18 protein-coding genes are annotated in these 23,276 nt (G+C 71.0%); 8 read left to right on the top strand and 10 right to left on the bottom strand.

The features are described from left to right. Positions 1-137: 137 nt before the first annotated feature. The 5 genes from ACMCNK_RS00090 to ACMCNK_RS00070 all read left to right on the top strand — a co-directional run bounded on the left by ACMCNK_RS00090 (position 138) and on the right by ACMCNK_RS00070 (position 8,778). Positions 138-5,513, top strand: a complete 5,376-nt coding sequence (locus ACMCNK_RS00090) for a hypothetical protein (protein ID WP_412734284.1) — start codon at positions 138-140, stop codon at positions 5,511-5,513. Beyond that, a complete protein-coding gene (locus ACMCNK_RS00085) occupies positions 5,510-6,055 on the top strand; it encodes a hypothetical protein (protein ID WP_412734283.1) in 546 nt (181 codons plus the stop codon). The genes ACMCNK_RS00090 and ACMCNK_RS00085 overlap by 4 nt, the downstream gene beginning before the upstream one ends. 249 nt (positions 6,056-6,304) lie before the next feature. Then, entirely contained in the window at positions 6,305-7,351 is a 1,047-nt protein-coding gene (locus tag ACMCNK_RS00080; protein ID WP_412734282.1) for a hypothetical protein, read from the top strand. Positions 7,352-7,574: 223 nt separating this feature from the next. Further along, positions 7,575-8,258 carry a hypothetical protein gene (locus ACMCNK_RS00075; RefSeq protein WP_412734281.1) on the top strand — a complete coding sequence of 228 codons (684 nt, stop codon included), beginning with the start codon at positions 7,575-7,577 and terminating at the stop codon, positions 8,256-8,258. Positions 8,259-8,292: 34 nt separating this feature from the next. Next, positions 8,293-8,778 (top strand): hypothetical protein, encoded by a 486-nt coding sequence (locus ACMCNK_RS00070; RefSeq protein WP_412734280.1) that lies wholly within the window; start codon positions 8,293-8,295, stop codon positions 8,776-8,778. Between the two features lie 290 nt (positions 8,779-9,068). Here the strand turns inward: ACMCNK_RS00070 and ACMCNK_RS00065 are convergent, their stop codons facing one another. Next, positions 9,069-10,076: an ATP-dependent DNA ligase gene (locus ACMCNK_RS00065; RefSeq protein ID WP_412734279.1), complete on the bottom strand. Its 1,008-nt coding sequence runs from the start codon at positions 10,074-10,076 to the stop codon at positions 9,069-9,071. 214 nt (positions 10,077-10,290) lie between these two features. Here ACMCNK_RS00065 and ACMCNK_RS00060 point away from each other — a divergent pair, with 214 nt between their 5' ends. Then, the gene (locus ACMCNK_RS00060) at positions 10,291-10,563 is read left to right on the top strand and encodes a hypothetical protein (RefSeq protein ID WP_412734278.1); all 273 of its coding nucleotides are present in this window, start codon (positions 10,291-10,293) and stop codon (positions 10,561-10,563) included. After that, on the top strand, positions 10,560-10,907 hold the full coding sequence (locus ACMCNK_RS00055; RefSeq protein WP_412734277.1) for a hypothetical protein: 348 nt from the start codon (positions 10,560-10,562) through the stop codon (positions 10,905-10,907). The genes ACMCNK_RS00060 and ACMCNK_RS00055 overlap by 4 nt, the downstream gene beginning before the upstream one ends. 62 nt (positions 10,908-10,969) lie before the next feature. Here the strand turns inward: ACMCNK_RS00055 and ACMCNK_RS00050 are convergent, their stop codons facing one another. The 7 genes from ACMCNK_RS00050 to ACMCNK_RS00020 all read right to left on the bottom strand — a co-directional run bounded on the left by ACMCNK_RS00050 (position 10,970) and on the right by ACMCNK_RS00020 (position 17,467). After that, positions 10,970-11,833 carry a DUF6042 family protein gene (locus ACMCNK_RS00050; RefSeq protein ID WP_412734276.1) on the bottom strand — a complete coding sequence of 288 codons (864 nt, stop codon included), beginning with the start codon at positions 11,831-11,833 and terminating at the stop codon, positions 10,970-10,972. A gap of 81 nt (positions 11,834-11,914) precedes the next feature. Beyond that, positions 11,915-12,610, bottom strand: a complete 696-nt coding sequence (locus tag ACMCNK_RS00045) for a PadR family transcriptional regulator (protein ID WP_412734275.1) — start codon at positions 12,608-12,610, stop codon at positions 11,915-11,917. Between the two features lie 97 nt (positions 12,611-12,707). Next, positions 12,708-13,607 (bottom strand): PfkB family carbohydrate kinase, encoded by a 900-nt coding sequence (locus tag ACMCNK_RS00040; RefSeq protein ID WP_412734274.1) that lies wholly within the window; start codon positions 13,605-13,607, stop codon positions 12,708-12,710. Continuing rightward, positions 13,604-14,917 (bottom strand): hypothetical protein, encoded by a 1,314-nt coding sequence (locus tag ACMCNK_RS00035; protein WP_412734273.1) that lies wholly within the window; start codon positions 14,915-14,917, stop codon positions 13,604-13,606. Before ACMCNK_RS00035 ends, ACMCNK_RS00040 begins: the two co-directional genes overlap by 4 nt. 107 nt (positions 14,918-15,024) lie before the next feature. Next, positions 15,025-16,671, bottom strand: a complete 1,647-nt coding sequence (locus tag ACMCNK_RS00030) for a hypothetical protein (protein WP_412734272.1) — start codon at positions 16,669-16,671, stop codon at positions 15,025-15,027. Further along, positions 16,668-17,033, bottom strand: a complete 366-nt coding sequence (locus tag ACMCNK_RS00025; protein WP_412734271.1) for a hypothetical protein — start codon at positions 17,031-17,033, stop codon at positions 16,668-16,670. Before ACMCNK_RS00025 ends, ACMCNK_RS00030 begins: the two co-directional genes overlap by 4 nt. Then, positions 17,030-17,467, bottom strand: a complete 438-nt coding sequence (locus ACMCNK_RS00020) for a hypothetical protein (RefSeq protein ID WP_412734352.1) — start codon at positions 17,465-17,467, stop codon at positions 17,030-17,032. The genes ACMCNK_RS00025 and ACMCNK_RS00020 overlap by 4 nt, the downstream gene beginning before the upstream one ends. Before the next feature lie 334 nt (positions 17,468-17,801). Between ACMCNK_RS00020 and ACMCNK_RS00015 the strand changes: the two genes are divergently transcribed. After that, positions 17,802-19,034: a hypothetical protein gene (locus ACMCNK_RS00015; protein WP_412734270.1), complete on the top strand. Its 1,233-nt coding sequence runs from the start codon at positions 17,802-17,804 to the stop codon at positions 19,032-19,034. A 218-nt stretch (positions 19,035-19,252) separates the two neighbouring features. On the opposite strand, the gene ACMCNK_RS00010 is transcribed toward ACMCNK_RS00015, so the two are convergent. After that, a complete protein-coding gene (locus tag ACMCNK_RS00010) occupies positions 19,253-21,850 on the bottom strand; it encodes a LuxR C-terminal-related transcriptional regulator (RefSeq protein WP_412734269.1) in 2,598 nt (865 codons plus the stop codon). Positions 21,851-22,017: 167 nt separating this feature from the next. Next, on the bottom strand, positions 22,018-22,743 hold the full coding sequence (locus ACMCNK_RS00005; protein ID WP_412734268.1) for a metal-dependent hydrolase: 726 nt from the start codon (positions 22,741-22,743) through the stop codon (positions 22,018-22,020). Positions 22,744-23,276 lie beyond the last annotated feature (533 nt).

Here is a 23,276-nt window from a genome sequence, read left to right as displayed (position 1 = left end):
GTCGCGGTTGGCGCCGCTGAGATCCCGGTTGTGCACACCCCGCACCACGGGGTGCCATTGCTATGCCTGGGAAGGCGTTTCTAGTGAGCAGGCTACAGGATGCCCTGAGTGCTGCCCAAGTTTCGGGTGCCCGAAACTTGGGTGCGCGTCGTGGTATCGGCCTGCGCGCTTCCCTGGATCTGGTGTACGACCGGCTGCGGGAGGCTGGCCTGAAAGTCACCGCGCGCGGTGACCACCTGCAGGCCCAATGCCCTACCCACGACGACGGTACCGCTTCGCTGAGTATCGACTGGCGCAACGGGCAAACTCTGCTGCACTGCCATGCTGGCTGCACTGATGGTGCCGGCGGTAAGGGTGACCCCTCGCAGGTGATCGCGGCGCTGGGGCTTAGCGCCGCGGACCTGTTCGACGAGCCGCTCGAGCCCAAGCCTGCGGTGCGGGCGCCTCGGGCCCGCACCGGTCCGGGTCGCCGCGCGCGTTCCCCGCGGGCTGCCGCGGCTGCAGCGCCGCAGGTGTCGATCCCTGCGGCGCTGGTCCCGCCGGCCCCCGTGCCGCGGCCGCCGGCGGCGGGGGAGCCGGCGGTGGTGGCCACCTACGACTACGAGGACGTCGTCGACGGGCAGTGGACCGTGGTGGCGCACGTCGACCGGATCGAGCCGGACTTCGACGGTGGCGCCAAGACGTTCCGGCAGCGCCGTGCCGGTGTCCCGGCTGGGCGGGGCCGGCACTGGAAGGGCTACGGGCTGCGCGGCCTGGAGCTGCCGCTGTACCGGGCGCGGCAGCTGGCGGGCGCGTCCCCCGATGCGACGGTGTGGGTGGTCGGCGGGGAGAAGGACGTCCACAGTCTGGTCGGGCTGGGTGAGGTGGCCACCACCAACCCGATGGGGGAGGGGCCGGGCAAGTGGAAGCCGGCGCACAGTGAGGCGCTGGCCGGGCGGACGGTGGTGGTGGTCGCCGACCGGGACGCCACCGGCTACGAGCACGCCCTCGAGGTGGCGCACGCGCTGAGCGGGGTGGCCGCCGACGTGCGGATCGTGGTCGCCGCGGTGGGCAAGGACATCACCGACCATCTGCAGGCCGGGCGCAGCCTGGATCAGGTCGTCGCGGTCGAGGCCGCCGAGGTGCTGCGGGCGCTGCAGGTGCTCAAGCCGGCCCGTGCGCAGCGGTTCGACAATCTGGTCCACCTGCCGTTGCCGGGCCGGCTGCTCGACGGCGAGGCGGGCGGCGGCGGGGGAGCACCGCCCGGTGACGGTGGCGGTGGTCCGCAGGGTGAGGCCGTGCCGGAGCCGGACAACACCCGGCCGGTGTATCTGCTGCGCCGCGGGGAGCTGGTCGAGCGGAAGGTTCGGCCGAGCGGCGAGGTGCACTACCAGGTGCTGCTGGGCTGCGCCGCGCAGGTGGTCGCGATCGAGTACGAGGACGACGGCACCCCGGTCACTGGTACCCCGCCGACCTCGGCGTGGGTGGTGCGGCTGTGGCGGGAGGATCCCGACACCGGCGAGGAGCTCGTTTCGGCCGAGAAGCGGGTCAGCGCCGACGACTGGACCGACGGGGTGTGGCTGCAGGACATTCCCTGGCCGGACGTGTACTACCCGCCGACCAAGGGTGGCCGGCAGAACGCGGTCACCGCGATCCGGCTGGCGGTCGAGCCGCACCGGGTGCGGGTGCCGGTGTACGTGTCGCCGGGCTGGCGCGAACATCCCGGGCATGGGCTGATGTACGTGCACGCTGGTGGGGCGGTCACCGCGGGCGGGGCGGTGGAGGTCCGCACCGCGTTCGACCAGGTCTACGAGCGGGTTCACCTGCCGGCCGCGCCGGACGGTACGGCGGCCGCGGTGGCGGCGGCGCAGGCCTCGCTGCGGCTGCTCGACGAGCTGCCCACCGCGTATGCGGCGCCGCTGCTGGGCACCGTGTTCGGGGCGCCGGTGCGGCGTAACGGCAACGTGCTGCACCTGCAGGGCGGGCCCGGCTCGGGGAAGACGTCCATCGGGTCGCTGTTCAACAAGCACTTCGCCCCGCGGCTGGGCTTCGACGAGGGCATGATGTCGGCCGCGTCGGTGGGCGGTACCCCGCTGCGGATCAACGATGCGATGTGCCGGGGCGCCGACTGTGTGCTGTTCCTCGACGACGCGGCCCCGGACCACGGGATCAAGGACGCCGAGGTCAAGCTCAACGACATCGGCCGGGCCAGCGCGAACCGGGTCCGCCGCGACAAGCTCGACATCAAGGGGCAGCCGCGCCGCTCCGGCACCCCGCGCGCCACGCTGATCAGTTCCGGTGAGGTGCGGGCCCGGGCCGGGTCGGCGCAGGAGCGGTTCTTCGAGCTGGCGTTCACCCCGGACTCGGTGTCCATCGACCACCTCGCCGAGCTGCACGAGCTCGGGGATCAGCTCGGCACCAACATGGCCGGCTTCCTGCGGTGGCTGGCCACCGGCGACCGGCTCGCGCAGGCCCGCGACCTGATGGACTGGCACCGTAAGCGGCTGCGCGACCAGCCGGAAGGCCGGGAGCGGCTGCTGATCCGGCTGCTCGACGAGGGCTTGCCGAACCGGGTCGCCGCGCCGCTGTCCTACATGGCCTGCGGGTGGCTGTTGTTCCTGGCCTACCTGGGTGAGCTCGGCGTACCCGGACAGCGGCTGCACGAGCTGTGGGTCACCGCCTACCGGGGGCTGCGCGACGCGGGGCAGGCGCAGGCCGCGGTGTGGGCCGACAGCGACGAGATCGAAGGGTTGCGCACCTACCTGCGCTCCGCGCTGCGGCGCGGCGAGATCCGCGCCGTCACCCGCGCCGGGGGGGGAATGCCGGCCATGCCGCTGGCCATGTCGTTGGGATACCGGCCCAAGATGTCGCACACCAGCGAGATCGGCACGGACTTCATCTACGACGGGCAGGGCGACGTGATCTGCTGGGTCGACGAGGACGCCGAGCGGATCCTGGTCGAGCCGACCGGGGCGCTCGCGGTGGCCCGCAAACTGGCGGCCGAGGTCGCCCGCGGTTTCGAGATCACCGAGCCTGTGCTGTTCTCCCGGCTGGTCTCCCGGGACCTGATCCGATGGCGCACCGAGGGGGGCCGGCCGCGGCCGCCGAAGGTGACGCTGCCGTCCGGTGGGCGGGACCGGCTGTGGGACATGAGCCTGGCGTGGCTGCTCGACATCGACAATCAGGGCGGTGAGCCGGCGTGGCCGGGTGACCGGCCCAACCCGGTCCTGCCGCCGGTCTACCCCGATGGGTGGCCGGCTGCTGACTGGGCGGCCGAGCCGGTACCGGAGGAGCAGCCGTCCGAGGTCGAGTTGCCGGTGGCCGTCGGTGCGGAACCCGCCGCCCCGGCGGCCGTGGCCACGCGGCGCCGGGCGCGGCCGGTGTTGCAGCCCGTGGCCGTCATCCCCAGCCCGAGGAAGGAGGCCTCCATGCTGTTCTGCGACCGGCACCCGGCGGAGGTGCTCGAGACGGTGTACCTGCCGCGGCCCTCGCAGGGCGGCCCGCAGCTGCCCGCCTGCCTGACGTGCGGCACGGCCTGCGGCACCGTCTACGGTGCCGCCCGCACGATCGCGCTGCACATCAGTTGCGCGCCGCTGCCCGGGCTGCGGTTCGACGCCGACGGCAACCTCGTCGACGCCCCCGCTCCCGCCTCGGTCACCGAGGCTGGCGAGGATGACCTGTGGGCAGGTTTGGACATCGAGCAGATGGACGCGATGGTCCCGGCCGACGACGACCCGCCGGCCGATTGGCGGCCCCCGGCCGCGCGCCGCGAGGCCGCCCCGGCAGCACCCGAGCGCCGGCCGGCCGCCGCGACGCCGACGGTCAACCCGGTCGCCCCAGCCCGCCCGGCCGCCGGTACGCCCGAGACAGCCGTGATCCCGGCGCCGGCCGCGCGGCGGACTGCGGGGCGGACGCGCCGCGAGCCCGATCCGCCGCGGCCGGCCGCGGTGGTCGCCGACGTCGACGGCGTGTACTTCCCGGACGGCCGCGTGATCCCGCTGCCGCCCGTCGCGCACGCCGGGGACCTGGCCGCCATCGCGGTCGCGCACGAGGTCGGCTGGCGCGATCCCACCCGCAAGCTGGTTCCCGACGCCGGGCAGGTGTGGGTCACCCCCTCACTCGCCGGGCGGCTGGGCCTGCCCGTCGCCCGGGACCGCGACGAGGGCGAGGACGCCTTCGCCGAGGCCTGCGCCGCCGCCCAGCCGTTCGTCGACGCGGCCGTCGCCGCCGGCTGGCGGGTCCAGACCCGCGGCCAGGCGTTCGCCCCCTGGATGGAGGTGCTGCCCGCCGACAGCGACCGGACCGCCGCATGGCTGGTGTTCCCCGGCCTGCTGGTGGGCGACTCCCTGCGGCCGCCGCTGCTCGACGACGACCCCGCCCCGGCCACCCTCGCAGGCCGGTTGCAGCGCTACGCCGCGGCGACCAATCAGGCGTACATCCTGTCGCCCGGCGAGAGCGGCCTGCGGCTGCTGGGCAAGCTCCGCCCCACCAAGGGCAGCAAGATCAGTCAGGGGGAGCCGGTGACCCCGCCCGCGCCGCTGCTGGACCGGGTCAGCGCGAACCGGGTAGTGCGCTGGCAGTTCTCCTGGCAGCGGCCGCTGACCAGCGAAGAGGAATCCACGCCCCTGGTCGTCGCCTACGACATCAACCGGCAGTTCCTGCCCGCCGCCGGGCAGGCCCAGCTCGGCCTGGGTGAGGCCGAACACCTCACCAGCGAGGTCGTGTTCGACCCGAAGGTGACGGGGTTGTGGCGAGCCCGCTGGCAAGACAACCCCTGGTGGGGGCTGCCGCACCTGCTCGACCCGAACGGCGCGCGCGGCGCCGAGCGGGCCCGCATCGAGGCGGCCCGCGCCGAGGGCGACCGCTCCCGCAGCGTGAGCGAGTGGTTCTGGTATCCGACGCCGGTGCTGGCCCAGGCCGCCGAGGCCGGCTACCGGATCGAGGTCCGCGAGGCGCACGTGTGGTCCCGGACCACCCGCTACTGCGAGGACTGGTACAAGATCCTCAGCGACTCCATCAAGGACCTGGTGGGCAGCGGTGATCCGGACGACGACGCGCTGCGCCGCACGCTGCAGCTGACCTACAAGCACGGCATCGGCAAGTTCGGGGAGAAGGCCCGCCACGTCGGTAACGACCACGACCCGGACCTGGTGGCCTACCGCCGCCACCGGCACGTCAACCCACACTGGCAGGCCACCATCGAGGCGGTCGCAGCGGCCAACCAGTGGCGCGGCCTGCACACCATCGCCGAGACCAGCGGCCGTCAGCCGCTGCTCGTCGACGCCGACCTGGTGCTGTTCGCCGCCGACACCGCGGACCCGTTCGCGGCCGCCCCAGCCGGGATGCGCATCGGCTCCCTCGAAGGCGGGGAGTATCTGCAGCGAAACGGCGCCTACAAGCCCAAGGCCGTGATCCCGATGGCCGTCTACCGGGACTGGCTGAGCGCCCGGCTCGCCGCGGCCGCCGAACACCGCCGCGGCACACCACCGCTGACCGACCTGATCACCCCTGACACCCTGTGGAGGCCGGCATGAGCAGCACGGGCCGCGACCCGTTCCTCGAGGGACTCGCCGGCATGAAGGACGCGGGCCGCGACCCCAAGGCGTTCGGCGCCGCCATGCGGCTCATGCGCGACGCCTTGTTCGGCGGGCGCCGCGACAAGACCAAGGCCATCGCCGAACACTTCGGAGTGTCCCCGCGGCAGGCCCGCCGGTTGATGGCCGGCGACGTCAAGACGGTCAAGGCCGACCGGGCCGAGAAGATCCGCGACGAGTTCAGCAGCGACCAGCGGCTACGCCGCGTCGCCGTCGACGCGGGCGGTAAACCGGCCCGGCCCGGCAAACAGATGCGCCTGACCGTGACCGGCAACGGCGGCCCGATCATCGGCGACTCCGACCACTCGAAACGGCCGCGGCCGCCGATCGACCTCACGCTGACCCCCAGCCAGTACGAGCGGCTGCGGACGGCGTTCGCCGACCACGGCGCGACCGGGGCCCTCGACGAGATCAACCAGCATGGGGACCAATACTTCGACTCGTTCCAGTGGTCGAAGGTCAGCCACATCGAGGTGCGATAGCAAGGTTCGGACCGTCACGGCGTCGGTGGCTGCGATGGCGCACGTGGGGCTCCGCAAGGACGGCCGTAACTGGCCCATGAACCGGTGAGGGCTACAACGATGGGTAGGCGTGGCAAACGTAGGCCGATCTCGTCGGCGGCAAAGACACCCCAGCTGAATGTCGTCGCCGTGCTCGGCGTCGGGCACGGAGGGGCCGCACTCGATCGGGAAGTGGCTACCTGCCGCTCTGCCTTGCTGTACGCGGATCATGTGACTCTGGCGAGCCCGCGGCTGTTCGCTCTGGTCGCGGCGATGGGCATCGTGTCGGTGACGGCACAGACCTTCCACGACGTGATGAAACGCGCTGTCCGTGACGGCGGCGAGACGATGCGGGCGGCCACCGAGCCCGTACGCGAGCTCAGCGAGGCCTTGGACTCCCTTCCCAGCCGTCATGAACTCAGCCCGTCCCAGCGACGCGAAAAAGCGTCCCTTCTGCGACGATTTGACCAAGGTCTCGACGACATCCGGGAGACAGCCCGCAAGAACATCGCGGAACTCGGTGGCGATGAACTGATCCTGGCGATCCAGGAGGGCGTCCTGACGCTCGAACCTCTGGTCCACACCGAGGAGGAGTTCGACGACCTTCCCTCCGACGTCCTTCTCGAAAGATACGTCGACGTTGTGGACCGATCGCTGTCGGCCGGTCAGAGCTATCCCCTGTTCGACGCCAGCACCGGCGACCTCGCACGCCTTGGCCTCGAGGCAGGCTACTTCACGAGGACCGAAGCCACACTGGCTCGTGGCAAGAACGCCGCTGCCGGAACCGGATTCATCGACCGGCTTCCAAGTTTCCCCTTCGCGGACATGTCCGAGGTTCTTGACATCCGGCAGGAGTTGCGTGCTCCGCTGGGCAGATTCCGAAAGGTGGTAGCCGGCCTGTCGTCGGGGTTTGACGTGCCCCCCGAAGACCCGGAGTTCGGCGCCGTGCTCAATGCCCGCTGGATCCAGGAGGTGCAACCTGCCCTGGATGAGATCGAGGAACGGGTCCGACAGGATGCGTCCTTGCGCGCCCTCACCGGGAAGTTCACTGCCGGTGTCGTCGACCCACTCAAGTCGGCGCTGCCGGCCGCCGGACTCGGAAGCCTCAGTTTCGCCGCCGGCATGGATGCCTGGCTGGGCGCTGCCGCAGTGATCGGCGCGGCGGCGGCAGCGCCGACGGTGAAGGCGTTTCAGGACCGGCGCAAGGCGTTGCGGGAAATCGAGAAGCACCCTTACTTCTTCCTCTACAGCACCGAGGAGACCGTCAGGCCCCAGTAGCTGCGCTGAGCGTCGCGCCGGCCGGCGTCGCCTTGGTCAGGGTCGGTAACAGCTGTCCCGCTGGAGCAACACACGGTCGTCGGCCACGTTGCTGGGCGCCCTCTGCCGCTGTTGTCCGCGAACGAGATTGTCGGAGTGCAGTCCTACTGTGGTGACGAACGTCCCCGACCTCGGCGGCACCCCACCAGCTTCGTCGGTGGGCGTCCGACCCGGAAGGCAGCCGATGACGTCCACGCTCCAGCCCCACCTCATCCACGACGAGCAGCGCCCTCCGGACGACCCCCGTGACCGTGTCCCGTGGCGGTGCTCCTGCGGCGCCGGCGGGTTCTACGGCTCCGACGCCCCGGACATCGAACATCCCGGCCCGCACCTGGCGGCGGTGTCCACGCCGATCCTGCAGGCGCTGTCGGTCGCCGAACTGACGGCGGCCCTGCACCGGGGCATCCCCGACCCGGCGCAGGATCCGGGCCGGGCCGCCGGAACGCAGTTGCTCATCGCGCACGGATTCTGGCTGAGTGAACCGGAGTTCCGCGACAGCCGCTACCTGACCACGAGCTGGTCCGACCGCGGTGACCTGGTCGTGGAGGTGGCGTGGGGCGGCGGCGTGACGCTGGCTGGTTCACCCGCCGACGCGGTACTCATGCTGGAGCACTTTCTGCCGCCCGAGGTGGAGGAGCCGCTGTGGCAGTGGCTCAACCCGTCCGACGCGCCGGCGGCGTACCGGCGGCCGGGACCGTTGACCAGTCAGCCCCGGTCGGCGCTGGCGTTGCTGCGCATCGCCGCCACCGTCGCCGGGAGCCTGCCGGTCCGGCTGCAGACCGAGGCCGCTGAGCTGGACGAGCGCGACCGGCTGCTGGTCGCCGCCGCGCTCACCCAGATGCTCACCCCACCGCGGGTCGCGCGGTGAGCGACATGAGGCGCCGGACAGGGCCGGTGAGTCGGTGAGCTTGCACTACGAATGGACGCTCTCGCTGCGCCTGCGACCCGACGCGCCCGAGTCGTTCCTGCAGGAGCTCCGTTTCCACCTCGGCCTGGCCGAGCAGCTACCCGACAATCCCGAGCTGGGCATCGACTGGCCGTGTCTGCTCATGAAGCCGGACGATCACCTGCCCGGTGGGGGTGTCCGGTCGCTGGTCGCGCAACAGCCCTATCTGAATCGGCCGGGCTCCCTCGGGTTGTTCGTGCGCACGTTCGTCCTCGACGACGCCATGTACGACCTGATGCGGCTGGTGCCGGCGTGGCTGGCCCCGCGGTCGCTGACCCAGGGATGGATCGGGCAAGCCCGTGAGGAGCTGTCCCTGCATCCGTGGCTGAACTTCTATGTGCAGGACGGCCACGCCTACGTGGCGGTACCTGGGGGAGACGTGCAGTCGCTGGATGAGGCTGCACCGCCGTTCACGCTGGCCGGCACCTCAGACTCGAGTTGAGTGCCGCGGCCTGGCCTCCGCGATGAAGTCCCTCGGCACCCGGCACTGGCCGTCCGCTCGATGACCGGGCGGCCCTTCCTGCGGGCAGGGCCACGCCGGTGTCGGCGCGGCCCTGCCCCTGTCGGTGGCGCTGCTGCCCGCCCGTGCCCCGCCTGCGCGTGGCCGCGGCCGGCCCGGCGGGGAGTGGCCGCGCCGACACCGCCCAGCATGAGGCAACGGGCCCGGACTCGGCTGGGATGTTGGGGACAACCGTCTGCTGTGGAAAAGGCGGCCCATCACCCGCGGGTGTGCTACGAGGCGATCGGGGCCACGTCACCCGGTGCCAGGTCCGGGCGCAGCCGGACGTGACGGCACAAGTGCCGGTGCCGGCCGGGGCCGTCAATGACGCCGTCGACCTCGACCTCCGCGACCAGCAGCGGCTCCACCTGCACGTACGGCAGGGGTTTGCGGTCGGTCAGGTGCATCGACCAGCCGGCGGGCAGCGGACGAGGCCAGGGGTGCCCGGCGCCGTTGCCCTGGAACACCATCGGTTGCAGGCCCACGGCCAGCTCACTGCGCTGCCCAGCCTTGACCGGGTGGCTCTGGGCGACCAGCCGGAGCCGCCCCCGGGTGTCGTAGCGGCCGAGCAGCAGGCTGGACGGGTTGGTGGCGGTGCCCGTGACCCCGCCGATGATCAGTTCGGTGGTGGTCTTGCGGCGCACCTTTTTCCACCCCACGGCGCCAGGCATGTACGGCTTGGCGGTGTCCTTGACGACCAGGCCCTCGATCCCGGCCACCGCATAGTCGGTGATCCACGCCTGCGCCAGGTCAGGATCGGTCGTCTGAGGGCAGAGCACGAGCTGCGGCGGTGCAGTGGCGAGAAGCCGTTGCAGCCGGCGTCGGCGCTGGGCCAGCGGCTGGTCGAGCAGCTCGCGGCCGCGGCCGTCGCGGAGCAGATCGAAGATCACCAGGTGCGCCGGGCGCTGCGCGGCCTCGGCCGCGAGGCCCCGGCCCGCGGTGATCCGGCGCCGCAGATCCGCGAACGCGGTACGGCCCCGGACGACGTCCCAGCACACCAATTCCGCATCGAGGATCACCCCGGGCGGCAGGTGCTCGGCAAGGGCGGCACAGATATCGGGGAAGTAGCCGGTGAGGTCCCGACCGTGCCTCGACTGGAGCCGAGCGCCGTCCCGGTGTACCCAGCCGACCGTTCTCCAGCCGTCCCACTTGGGTTCCAAACGGGTGGTGTCGGCGTACGGCGGGACCGGCGGCGACGGCATCGCGGCCGCCCGCATCGGCTCCACCGGCCAGCGCAGCACAGGACCCCCAACCCCTCGAGAGGTCCCGACGATACGCTGCACTTACAGTGCTGTGACCTGCACAAACACCGGTTCTCGGGGTCGCTGGGCGACGCACTGAGGCGTCTACCGCTCAGACCGCACCGATCGGCCACATATCTCCCCGTGCTGGTGCGGGACGTCGCAGTCGCCGACAACCCTGGGCAGATGTAAAACGTGTGTTTTACACTGGGGTATGCCGCATGAGTGGGAGCCGATCATCCTCGCCGCCCTGGCGGGGATCGAGCCGTACGAGGTCCTGCAGGCGCTATCGTCGCCCCGCCGGCTACCGAAGCCGGGCACCAGCGGCGGCGTCCGGGTAGTAGCGGTGTTCGCCCGGACCGGCGCCGGGCGGCCGCTCATGGTGCTGCTGCGGCCACGCGACGGGCTGACCACCCGCATCGTCGGGGTCCGGGAGATGACCGCGGCTGAACTGGAGATGTTCACACGGTGGGAGGCACAGCAGTGACCGACAACGAGTACGAGACCGCAGCGGAGCTGCAGGCCCACGCCGACGCTGCCCGGGCGGCCGAGGGATTCCTCGCCGGCGACGTACAGATCGACTACGACGGCACGGCAGAACTTCCCCCGGTGCCCGAGGGCGAGCCGATGGTGATGCGGGGAGTACGGATCCCCGCCGAGATGGACCGGCGGATCAAGGCCGCCGCCGACCGGGCCGGCATTCCGTTCTCCGCGCTGATTCGCCAGTGGATCGAGCTGGGCCTGACCGAGAGTGAGGACGACCAGTCGGTCTCGCTGGCGCACCTGCGCCGCGCCATCGCGCACGTGGTGCAGCACCCGCCCGCGGCGTAGCGACTGCGGTCGGGCTCGGCGAGCCGGGCCGTCGACCGGTGGCAAGACGAAGGCCGGCGCCTTCAGGCCTCGTCGCGTTCGATCGTCGCGTTCAATCGGTACGACCCGCGCTCGGCGAACTTTGCCGGATCGACCACCAGGTCGAACCGCTGGTGGCCAGCGAGCCGTTCGATATCCGCGGTAGCGCCTTGCCGTTCGACGGTGAAGTCTCCCTCGTCGATCAGCACCAGGATCGCCTGCCGAATGCTGTCCGGGTCTGCATCTAACGTCGCGGCGAGCCGGTCCGCTGTGGTGGTGATCCGCGACTGGGTCAGATCGCCATCCTCGGTCAGGAAGAGCCTGAGCACTCGCTGAGACAGACGACCGAATCGAGAGTGCCAGCGCAGCGAGTCCTCACGTTGCCTTTCCTCGTCGCTGAGCGGAAGGATCTCCGTCGGCAACGGCGGGTCAGCCGCAAGAGTCAAACGCTGGTCGTTACCTGTGGCTGTGACAAGCCCAAACCGGATCATCAAGCCGATCACGTCATCGACGGTCCGGGCCGGTTCGAGCCCTGACTTGACGAGCATGGCGTCATATTGGGCGACGCGTTCGACGTGTTCGGCCTGCTCCGCTAGCGCCTCGGCGGGGTCGTCAACGGTGGTGAGGTCGATGTCACCGGTCGGGTCGTGCCACGCCGGGGCGGCCGGCAGAGTCGCCGACAACTCCTCAAGATCGGCCAGCGCCCGAGGGCCGTCGCCTGCCTTGATCTCCAGGCCACCCCTGCGCGCATGCAGCAACGCGAGGGCCTGCGCTGCTTCTTCTCGGGGCTCGCCAGGGCAGGCGTGCAGAAGGCCTTCGACGTCGATGGCGGCCGACGGCAGCCATCGGAACCAGCCGAGCTGAAATAGCGCCGGCACCCTGATCGTCGAGGGTTCTGGGTCGCTCACTGCGAAATGGTAGCGTCGCCGCCTTCACGCGTATCGGAGCAGCGCAGGGAAGGCGGGCGAGTCCGCTGTGAGCTCGAGCCTTCATCGTGTCGCGCCGCTGGGAGCACCTACCCGTCGGCTCTCTCGCTTTGCGGTCTTACCAGGCACCGTGTCGAGGGCGACCGGTTCACCGGTGCACGGTTCGCCGGTGCGGGGGTCGATGTGACGGTAGAACCGCTGGCCGTCCCGCGTAAGCCGCTGGGAGCGGCCGCATTGGGTACAGGTGGCGCGCTCTACCGGCTGCCGAGCGTTCTTCTGCGCGGGCAGGACGAGCTGCTGCACGAGGGCTTCGCGGAGGACGGCCGACTTGGGTAGGTCGGCGGCTTCGGCCTTCTCGGTGACCAACGCGGCCAGGTCGCGGGTGACGTCGGCGCCGACGCGGGGCCGCCGGCGGGCGGGGATGTCACCGGTGCTGCCGGTGTCTTCGCGCCATTGCTGGATCCGGCCGCGGCCCAGCCGGGCCAGCCGGTGCAGCAACGCGGCCGCCCAGTTGAGTTCTTCGCGGCCTTGTTCGGTCAGCTGGTACGGCTTCTGCCGGCCGCGGGCCGGTACCGGTTCGATGAAGCCGTCGCGGTGCAGGCGGGCGAGCACGTCGTTCACAGAGGATGCGGAGGGTCGCCACCCGGCCAGGTCGATCAGCTCGTCGCAGAGCCGGTAGGCGTGGCGTGGCTCGCCGTCGGCGAGGGCGACGAGGAGCATGACGGTGAGGTTGACGTGGTACTCGGGGCGCTGGGGCATCCGAACTCCTGGTCGAGGTGCGCAGCTGACACTACGCGGGACCACTGACACGGCGGCAGGAGCCGCCCCCGAAGGCAGGCCTGCGGATTCGGTCGGGTCAGTCGGTGGCGCCGAGCCGGCTGACCGCTCGGCTGCCCGCGGCGACACCGGCGGTCACGGCGTCGGCCAGCGGCAGGTCGCGGGCGAGGGCGGCCGCGAGGTGGCCGAGGGCGGCGTCTCCGGCACCGGTGGTGTCCACCACCCGAGTGGGTGGGGAGGCGACCTGTCCGGTGTGGCCGTCGGGCGTGGCATAGACGGCACCCGCCGCGCCGAGGGTGATCACCGCTGCGGGCCCCTTCCGGGCGAGGGCTAGCGCGGCCGCGGTGGGATCGCGGTGGACCTCGCCGGTAGCGTCGCCGAGCAGGGTTGCGGCCTCCACGGCGTTGACCATGAGGATGTCGAGGCCGGCCAGCAGCTGCTCGGGCAGTGCGGTGGGTGGGGCGAGGGTGCCGATGGTGCGGCCGCCCGCCGCGGCGATGGTGGCGGCGATGACCTCTGCGTCGAGTTCGAGCTGGATGACGGTGACGGTGGCGCGCGCCAGCAGGGCCGCGGCGGCGACGATGGTGGCGGGACGGTGCAGGGTGGTCGGGGTACGGGTCACGGTGACCGCGCTGTCGCCATCCGGCGGGACCTGCACCACGACAGCCGCGGTCGCGCCGGGCAGCTGGACCAGACCGCTGGTGTCCACGTGGTGTGCGTGCAGGGCCTGCCGCAGCTGGTGGCCCCAGTCGTCGTCGCCCGCCTGGGCGACCAGCGCAGTGCGGGCGCCCGCAGCGGCGGCGGCGAGCGCCTGGTTGAAGCCCTTACCGCCCGGACGGGCCTGCAGCTCGCCGAAGACGGTCTCGCCGGCGCCGGGCAGGGCGGGCACCTGGACCAGCAGGTCCATGCAGGCGACGCCGACGATGCACACGTCGACCGGCTCGGTGCCGGTCTGCGCGGCGTCGGTGCGGCTGCTCATGCGGCCACGGCGGTGAGCAACGCGTCGACCCCGGTCCGGCCCTGCCAGGGCGAGAGCCGGGCGGCCAGGACCACCACGTCATCGTGGATGCGGGCCGAGCCAGTGGCGGTGACCACCTCGAGGGCGCCGAGTGCCGCGGCGGCGGCCTGCTCGGGTTCGGCGGCGGCCAGATGCGCGGTGGCCAACCGGGCCAGGGCCATGCCGCGGTCGCGGGTCAAGGCGGCCGGCCAGGTGTCCAGCGCGGTCTGCAGCACCTGGCCGGCGCGGCTGGGCTGGCCGGCGTCGAGCCAGCAGTCGGCCTCGCGCATACGCAGGTAGGCCGGAACACAGAAGCCTCCGAGGTCGTGGGGGTCCTGCCCTGATTGCGCCAGCTGGTGCGCGTGTTCGAGGCTGGCCTGGCAGCCGGTCAGATCACCGGTGATGGCCTGGGCGTGGGCGCGCAGGGACAGCCCGAACGCCCGGGTCAGCGGTGAGATGTGGTGCTGGTGCAGGGCGGCGTCGGCGTGCGCGAGGATGCGGGCGGGGTCGCGGCGGGCGAGGGCGCGCTGCGCGTGCCGGGCGTGGATGTAGCCGACCATCGCGGCGTCGTCGGCCTCGGTGGCCATCTGCAGGGCCAGGCCGGTCCAGCGGGTGCCGGTGGACCGGTCACCGACGTCGTCCGCGATCCAGCCGGCGAATTCAGCCCACCTCGACTGGGTGGCCAGCAGTACGGTCCGCAGCCGGCCGGCGGCGGCGCGCCGGTACTGGTCGATCGCGGTCACCTGCTGGGTGACGGTGGCCAGCAGGTGACGCGGCCCCATCGTGTTGTCGGCGTCGACGAGCACCGCGCGCAGGCGGGCGAAGTGCTGCACCACGGCCGGGTCGACCCGCTGACGCTCCGCCACGGCAGGCAGTCCGGTGGGCCCGCCGACACCGACCGCGAGCAGGGCCTGCAGCAGCGTGCGTCGCTCCATCGGCATCGTCACCACGTTTCCGTCGACAATCGCGGTCACCTCGATTATCGAGCCGTCGCCGGATCCGGCCAGTGCCAGACCCGCGGTAGTCCTGTGGGTCTGGGGCCGCAGCGGTGTGGCGGCCGGGATGGCCAGGGCCTCGGGGGTGGAGCGCAGGGCCTGGCACAGCAGCCATCCGTAGCGCTCATCGGGGCTGCGCCGGCCGTTCTCCCATTTCGACAGCATGGTCTTGAGGCTGGTGTCGCCGGGCAGTTGTTCGCCGTATTGCGCGGCGATGCGGCGCATGACTCCGATGAGCTGCAGCTGCGACCAGCCGTGCGGTCCCATCGCCCGGCGGGCCTGGCGCAGCGGTGTCACGACGCGTGCCACCTCCCTTGCACAGCTTGATGGTGACCGATGTCATCGTGCCCGAGATCGCCGGCGATGTCAGCGCCGTCAGCGGGTGTCGCTGGTGTTCTCGCGGGTCAGGTGGAGCTGCCCGTGGCCAGGCCACGGTCGGTGCGCCGGCTCGTGCGGGACAGGGTGTAGACCTGGTTGATGATGCCCGGGGTGCCGTTGACGGTGGTGGGGCGCACCCAGCACCACGGGGCTTGCGGGTCGTCGGCCCGGCCGGGGTACCGGCGGAAGTGTCCGCAGCGCAGGTGCGCGCGCGGGCTGCGCCCGGTACCGGTGCGGCGGCCGGCGGCGCGCGGTGAGGTGGCGTCGACGTCGAGGATGTGCACGCCGCTGTCTAGGGTGGAATCGCCAGCCTGGCGGGGGATCGGTGCCCGGCTCGGCAGGCGGCGCGGTTCGTGCCAGCTGGACAGGGCGACACCGGCGATGATGGCGTCCACCTCGCGACGCCATTGGGTACGGCTGCGGCGGGCGGGGACGGTGATGCGGGCCAGCGGCAGGCCCCACGGGTGGTCGATGCGCAGGCACCAGGCGAACTCGTCGCCGGGCCGGCCGTCCGCGTCGGCCGTGAGCAGCAAACCCTCCACGGCACCGCCGAAGTGGTGCAGGGCCTCCAGCGGGGTCGGCAGCAGATCCCGGTCGGTGACACCAACCCCTTGGAGCCGGAACAGCACCTGCTCCAGAGTCGGGGTGGTGGTGTCGGCGGCGTGACCACGGGCGTACAGCATCGGTCCCAGCAGGGCGCGCAGCGTGTCCGGCATCGGGTCGGTAGTGGGTGGCAGCTGCCAGGGGGCGGCGAACGCGGCGAACACCAGGGGGAAGGGCAGGCGCAGGTCGATGCCGGCGGGTAGCGCCCGGGCCTGGGGGTAGGCGCTGCTGTGCTCGATGGGCAGCCAGAACGGCACCGGCGTCGTGTCCGGGTGCCAGTGCTGGCTGGCGATGCTGCGCTGGTACCAGTGGCCGAGGTCGGCGGCGTCAGCGGCATGCGGGATCAGCGGGAAGTGCCGCCAGGGCAGGGTGATCGTGGCATCGCGGCGCAGGCCAGGCTGCGCCTGGTTGCGGGCCGGTGGCTGCAGGGCGTCGGTGGTGGTGGCGCCCAGCGCGGTGCGCAGCTCGGCGGCGTCTTCCCGATCGTCGGGGTGGCGCAGCCAGGGTGGAATCGTCCATGTCCGGGCGGCTGCGGGGCTCCGGTCGGCGGCGGTGCTCAGCACGTAGCGGGCCAGTACGGACCGTTCGTCGCCGGCGTCGTCGGGAACCCAGCCGTCCATGGTCAACGGGCGATCGGTGGTCAGATCGCTGCCGGTGTGTTTGCGGTACCACGCCTTCGCGTAACGGGTGGAGGAGCCGCGGTGCACCTCGGGCAGCCGGAAGATGACCCCGGCCTGGGTGGCCTGCTCGATCGCGGTCGCGGCCGGGACCGCCAGCAGCGCCTTCATCGCGGCCTCCAGCTCACTTCGGGCAGCGAGCAGGGCGGTGTGGGCGGGGCCGACGCGGGCGACCAGCCGGGCCGTCGCCTGCTCCTGGGGGCGCAACCGCGGCCGGGTAGCTGCCTGTTCGCGGGCCAGCCGCCGGACGGCTGCCTCGGTCTGCCCGGCCGCGTCGCGCGCGGCGGTCGCCCGGGCGGCCTCGGCGGCGACCTCCGCGCGCAGCTGCTCCAGTTCGGCGGCGGCGGCCCGCTCGCGCCGCCGCTGCTGAGCAAGTTGGTGTTTGCCCCTCACCGCTTCCCTCCCATCGCCTCGCTCAGCTGCTCCAGTGCCTGGCCGGCCTGCGCGCAGGCGCGCCGTGCCCGATGGACAGCCGGGTCGCTGTCGTCACCGCCGCGCTGGGCGATGTGCAGCTGGACCCGCAGCGCCAGCATCAGCACGTCCTCGGCGTCGGCCCACACCCGCTCCAGATGGGCGCGCTGATCGCGCATGCGCGGGCTGACACCCGCATCCTGGTCACTGCGGACGGCCGCGATGGCGCGCAGCAGCCCGTCGAGGCGGGCACCTTCCCGCTCGTCGACGATCCGCTGCCGACGCAGCTGGGCCAGCTCGGTCCGCAGCTGTATCCGCCCCTCCGGGGCGGGAGCGCCGGTCACCGCGCGGCCCCCGGTGCCGGGCGGCGCGGCTTGTCGCCGGTCACCTGCGCCGCCTCGGTGATCTCGTCCTCGCCGTACGCGATACGCACCCCGGAAATCGACACGCCCGCCGCGCGCGCCAGGTCCTTGAGCTGGTACGGCTGGGGCCGCACGAACTCGCGGCCGTACGCCAACAGCAGCCGCATCCGCTGTTCGGCCTCGTCGATCTGCGCGCGACAGTCCTCGAGCTCGGCCAGCAGCGGGTCAAACTCCTCATCGTGCTCGTGCGCGGCGTCGGCCAGCTGCTCCAGATGGGCGAGATAGGACTGCCGGTCATCCAAGGCTTGCTGGCAGACATCGCTGTAGACCAGGTCCAGGTCGGCGTCGTCCAAGTGGGAGTTCGCCGCGGCGAAGCCCTTGCGGTCAGGCATCGGAAACCGGATCGCAGCCACCACATCGAACAAACTCATGAGTACAGCATATGCGCCGCAGTGCAGAAAATGCAATACAGTGCATGTGGTGCTGAGTTGCGATGGGCGAGCCCAGCATCAACTTTGTCCGACCTTGCGCCGCCGGAGCTGACCCCGACGCGAACGGGAGGTTGCCCAGCTCGGCCACCTCCGAGCTTGATCAGCCCGACGATCGCCGGGCTGGCCTGTCGTTCCTGGGGCCGTGAGCTGAGATCGCCTTTCCGAAATGAGTAATTCCTACTCAGGTGTTGGCTTCGTGCTCTCGACAGGCTGATTCCCACGGAATTGCCCCACCCCAGCCATGTAAGGGAGAACGGACATGACCAGAGCGCTTCTTACCCGCCGGGGAGCAGCCGCGACGATTGCCTCCGCGGCGCTGCTCCTGTCGCCCGGGTCGGCGCAGGCCGCCGGCGTGTGGAGCGACGCCGACCTGAGCAGCCTCACTAACTCGCCTCCGGCCGCGGGCGTACCGTTCGGGTACAGCACCAACCTGACGAACCAGGGCCCCGTCGGACGCGTCATCTACCGCACCGCGGCGGGCGGCATCCAGGAGCTCAGCGTCTCCACCTCCGCCGGATGGCGAACCGCCGACCTGCGCGCGATCACCGGCGCGCCCGCACCCGCCGCCGGCATTCTCGCCGCCTACACCACTGATCTGACCGGTCAGGGGCCGGTGGCCAGAGTGGTGTACCGAACCCAGGCCAGCAGGATCCAGGAACTCAGCGTCGGCTCCGACGGACGCTGGCGCAGCACCGACCTGACCACCCTGACCGGTGCTCCGCCCGCCGCTTCCGCCCCGTACGGCTACACCACCAGCCTCACCGGGCAGGGCCCGGTCGGCCGCGTGGTGTACCTGACCGCGAACAATCGCATCCAGGAACTGAGCGTCACGGTCGCGGGCGGGTGGCACAGCGCCGACCTCACCGCGCTAGCCGGCGCACCGATGGGCGTGTCCGCGCCGCAGGCGTACACGACCAATCTCGCTGGGCAAGGGCCGGTCGGCCGGGTGGTCTACCGAACGCCCGCCAATCGGATCCAGGAGCTGAGCGTCACGGTCGCGGGCGGATGGCACTCCGCGGACCTCACCGCGATGGCGGGCGCACCGGCCGCGGCGGGATCGCCGTGGGGCTACACGACAAGCCTGAATGGGCAGGGCCCCGCCGCACGTGTCGTCTACCGCACCGCCACCGGGCACATCCAGGAACTGAGTGCCGTCAACGCCGCCGGCGGGTGGCACTCCGCGGACCTCACGGCGTTGACCGGTGCGCCAGCGGTCCAGGATGCGGTGATCGTCGGCTACGCCACCCGCCTGAGCGGCGACGTGCCCGCCGCCCGGGTCGTGTACCGCACTGCCGCAGGCCGAATCCAGGAGATCAGCTTCGGTCGGACGGCGCGCTGGTCGACCGCCGACCTCTCCCAGATCACGGGTGCCCCCGGTGCCTCCACCCCACCGGCGGCGTTCACCACCGACTTGGTCGGCCAGGGACAGGCTGCCCGAGTTGTCTACGTCGGATCGGGCGGCCGGGTCCACGAGATCAGCTGCTGCAGCTAGCCACTTCGGACTTGAAGGAGTAGACCAGCGAGGCCGGCCGCGCGCAGCGTGGTCGGCCTCGCCGTCGTTGGTCAGGTCGATGGCTCTGACGGGCTGCCTAGGTGCGGCCCAAGCAGTGTGATTGGTCGGCGCTCACCTGACGGCGGTCATCTGGGCCAGCACCCGGTTTCGAGCCCGCGACGACAGCTGTCTGCCAAATCGATATGCCTGCCGTATCACTAGCTGTCGTGGAAGAGGTCGCGGAGCGCACGCCGATTCGGTACGTGCATCTTTTCGTAGATCGAGCGAAGGTGGTTGTCGACGGTGCGGACGTTGACACTGAGGTGGTCCGCGATCTCTTTGCTAGTCATGCCATCGGATGCGAGCCTGGCGACCTCGATCTGACGCAACGTAAGCGTGGGAGTTCGAAGGGCCGCCAGTGCCGACGTCCGAAGGCCCGGGGACAGATCGGCCCACTGCTGGGCGAGTCGTTCCGCACGTAGTGCCTGGCTCGTTCTCTGGTTGCGGTGGTAGATCACCGCGGCCTGGGCGGCGGTATCGGCTGCGTCCGGAAGGTAGCCGAGCTGGTGGTAGCAGGCCGCGAGCCGCTTCAGTTCGTCACCGTCACCGGCCACAATCGCGGCGGCGTGCTGTGCGTATAGCGGCGGCAGTGCACCTTCGGCATCGGCGGCCAGGGATTTGGTTCGGTCGACCACCAGTTCGGCTCCGCCGAGCCGTACGACATCGTGGCAGAGGTTGAGTTCCAGCGCTGGTATGCCTTTCTCGGCGCAGTTGTCTGCAGCGGCCAGGGCTGCATGGACACCCGCGGCGGCGCCAGCCGAGGCGGCGACTACCCAGGGGGTTGCCAGCATGATCCAAGCCGCTTCGATCACGACATATCGCATCGTCCCGACCTGCTGTGCCGCCGTCAACGCCTGGGTTGCGGCGCCCGCGTCGCCCCGCAGCGCGAGTAGATGGGCATGCTGGGCATGGAGTCCAGCGGCGAAGGGCCGTTGCTCGATGGGCGGGTCAAGGGTGTCCAGGGCCTCGGACAGCCGTCCTCGCAGCCGCAGGGTCTGGCTGCGCGCCAGCCGCTGGGCACTGTCAAGATCGGGAACATCGACCCTGCCAGCGTAGACGTCGACCAGTGAATCGAGCGCGGCGTCCGCGGCGTCCAGGTGACCGCCGAACATCGCGGCCCATATCCAGTTCATGAATACGGGCATGACCAGCACTGGGACGACGTCATGCCAGGCGGGCAGATCCGCAATCGCGGTCTGGGCGGATGCCACCGCGGTGTCGAATCGGCCCAGACCGAGCGCCGCGCCGGCGCGGCTACTCAACGCCTGCGCCCGGACCGCCGCCGTCGAGGGCCCGGCCGCCAGGATCCCGTCCGCCATCTCCAGTAGAGCGACAGCGGAGATCTGTCGGGTCAGGAGGTTCATCCGCAAGACAGCCAGGTTCTGCTGCCACTCAATGTCGGTGACCCGGGACGCGGCCCGATCAAGTGTGTTCAGAGCGTCGGCCAGCCCGTCCGGCTGCTGGGCCAGGGCGAAGGCTCGTGTGAGTGTGTACTCGGCGAAGTCCCGCTCGGTGCTAACGGTGCTCTCGACGGCATCGAGAACTCGGCACGCGGAGTCCGGTTGTTGGCGATAGTTGTGCGTGGCCGCGAGCAGAATTGCCGCCTGGGGGCCAGCGCCGGCAGAGATGGCGGCCTGGGAGAGGCGCGCGGCGAGTCCGTGATCGTGGGCCACCCAGGCGATGCGCGCGGCGTCGAGCAAGGAGATCGGGTCGTCGGCAAGACCTGCCTCCAACTGCCACACCGCACAACTGAGTACGTCGCGCGGACCGCGCCGGACGAGCATCGTCCGGCAGAGCTCCCGATACAGGCGCCGGGTCCGCATCTTGCCGCAGCGGCGCCGGACTACGTCTCCGAAGATCGGATGGGCGAGGCGCACTTCAGGCCCGGTCTCTGTGTCGTTGATGCGTACAAGCTCGCGGCGCTCGCACCCTTCAATGACCTCCTCGGTGCTGAGTGCAAGCAGGTGGTCCAGGTGGAGTGGTTCGCCGAGGGCGACCAGCTCCAGTAGCTCGACCTGAGCCGCGTCCAGGTCGCCGATTCGATCGTCGATCAGCTCGAGCAGGCGCGGGGTGGTGGACGGTGGCGGTTTAGTCAGGCGCCAAGGTGGTCCGGTCAATGTGCCCGACGATGTGGCCGCGTGGGCCAGCTCCCGCACGAGCAAGGGGTTGCCCTCGCTGAGTTCATGAAACTGTCGGGCCGTCGCCGGGGTCACCGTCCCGGCCAGCAACGTGCCCAGCATGAGGCCCGTGCCGCGCCGGTTCAGCGCACCGAGGTCGACTCGGCTGGCCAGTTCCGCCTTCCACAGGGCTGTGATCGGGTCAGGCACCCGTGCACCAGTGCGGATCGTCAGGATGGCCCGGGCCCGACCTGCCGCGACGAGCTGGTACACCAGCACGGCAGACGCAGGGTCCAGCAGGTGGGCGTCATCGACGAAGAACAAGGGACGGTTCCCGTGACCGAGTTGCATCAAGGCGTCCGCGACCCACCTTTGTGCCCCTGGGGCGACCTGCGGGGTTGCGGGCAGCAGATGTGCGAATGCCCCGTACGGCAAGCCCGCGGACGATCGCGTCGCCAGCACCGGCACTACGGTCGCCTCGCCGCGGCTCAGCCTGCTAACCGCAGCCCTTCCCAGCTCGGTCTTGCCCATTCCCGCTGCACCGGCGATAACCACGTTGCCGGGACTGGCGGCGTAGCTGAGCACGGCGGCCAGCTCCTCATCTCGGCCGACCAACGTGCTACGTCGGGTAGGGGACATGCCATGAATCCTACCGAAATGGATATTTCGTTACTCATGCCTCCCATTGGCCTGGGCGGAAGGCTGCCCCGGCAGCAGCCATCATCGACCACTCCCACTCAGAGAGGCCCCCCGCTGGACCGCTGACCGACGACGTCGCGGCCCGCCGCACACGAGCCTAGGTCTGTTTAGTACAGGTGGTAGGTGAGTGCGGCTGCGGTGAGTGCCAGTGTCGGCGTGATGATCCAGCGTTCGCAGGTGCTGCCGGTGGTGAGTTTCCAGGGTGGGGCGATGGGGTGCCAGCGTCGTCCGTGGATGGGGAGGGGCCAGAGCAGGGGTGCTCCCGCGGTGGTGAGGGCGTCGGTGAGGCAGTGTGAGAGCCATCCCCAGGTGATGGCTGCCCCGAGCCATGTCCAGTTGCAGTCGGAGACGGTGGCGCCGGCTACCGCGGTGATCAGGGCGGCGAGCAGCAGGGCGGTGATGCCGCGGCGGGTGGGCAGGATGCTGCGGGCGACCAGGGCGATGGTGAGGAACAGGACGGTGAGGGCTGCGGGTTTGCCGGCGAGTGCGCAGGCCGCTGCGGTGATGGCGCCGGCGGTGAGGGCTGCGGGGATGGTGTGGGTGAGGGTGCGATGTCCGTCAGTGGTGCGGGGGTCGGCAGTGGCACGGGTGTGCCGGTGGACGGCGGTGCAGCCTGCGGTGGTGGCCCAGTGGAGTGTGCGGGTGAGAGGGCCGAGGAGGCGGGTGGCGGTGCTGTTGGGGTGGTCGATGTCGGGAAGGTAGGCGGCGCCGGCGGTGATGAGGGTGCCGAGGATGAGGGTTTTTGCGGTGGGTGGGTGTCCGGCGAGGGTGGTGAGGGTGCAGGCGGTGAGAGTGCCAGTGGCGGCGGTGAGGGCGTGGGTGGTTCCGAGCATGGGGTGCCGTCCTCTGTGATGTGGGGAAGATCCGGCGGGCCACGTCGCGGGAGCGATTCTGACGCTAGCCAAGTTACGTGGCTGCATTCAACCTATTGCTATGGTGGTTTTCGTTCATAGTCTGTGAGGGGTGGGGGAGGGTGGGCGGGGTGTGTGGGGGCGCCTAGGTGGCGATGTTTGCCTGTGTATATGTTGTTGCTAGATGGCTTTGTTTTGATTGTTTTGGCTGGTAGAGTGGGTTATAGGTTCGGTACGAGGAGCCCGCGCCGGCGCAAGCCCGCGGTTGACCTCCCACCGTGGAGGGCATCGTCATAGGACGGTGGGTCTGCCGGCGCCTGATCTGGATCTTGGGGGAGTGAGGTTGCCTCCCCTCGGCGTCTTCCCTCGCCCGCATAGCGAGACGCGAAGCGTCTCAGCGAACACGAAAGCGTTGCGCAGCAACGCATCTACGCCTCGTCTCTATTGTGGAGAATCCACAATAGAGATTCCGCGAGCCGCTTCAGCGGCGAGCCCGGATGGGCTCCGGCGGGCCG

The sequence above is a fragment of the Krasilnikovia sp. MM14-A1259 genome, from assembly GCF_047159535.1.
GTDB lineage: Bacteria > Actinomycetota > Actinomycetes > Mycobacteriales > Micromonosporaceae > Actinoplanes.
Note: the sequence above shows the minus strand (reverse complement) of the source record. Positions and strands in the feature narration are given on the sequence as shown.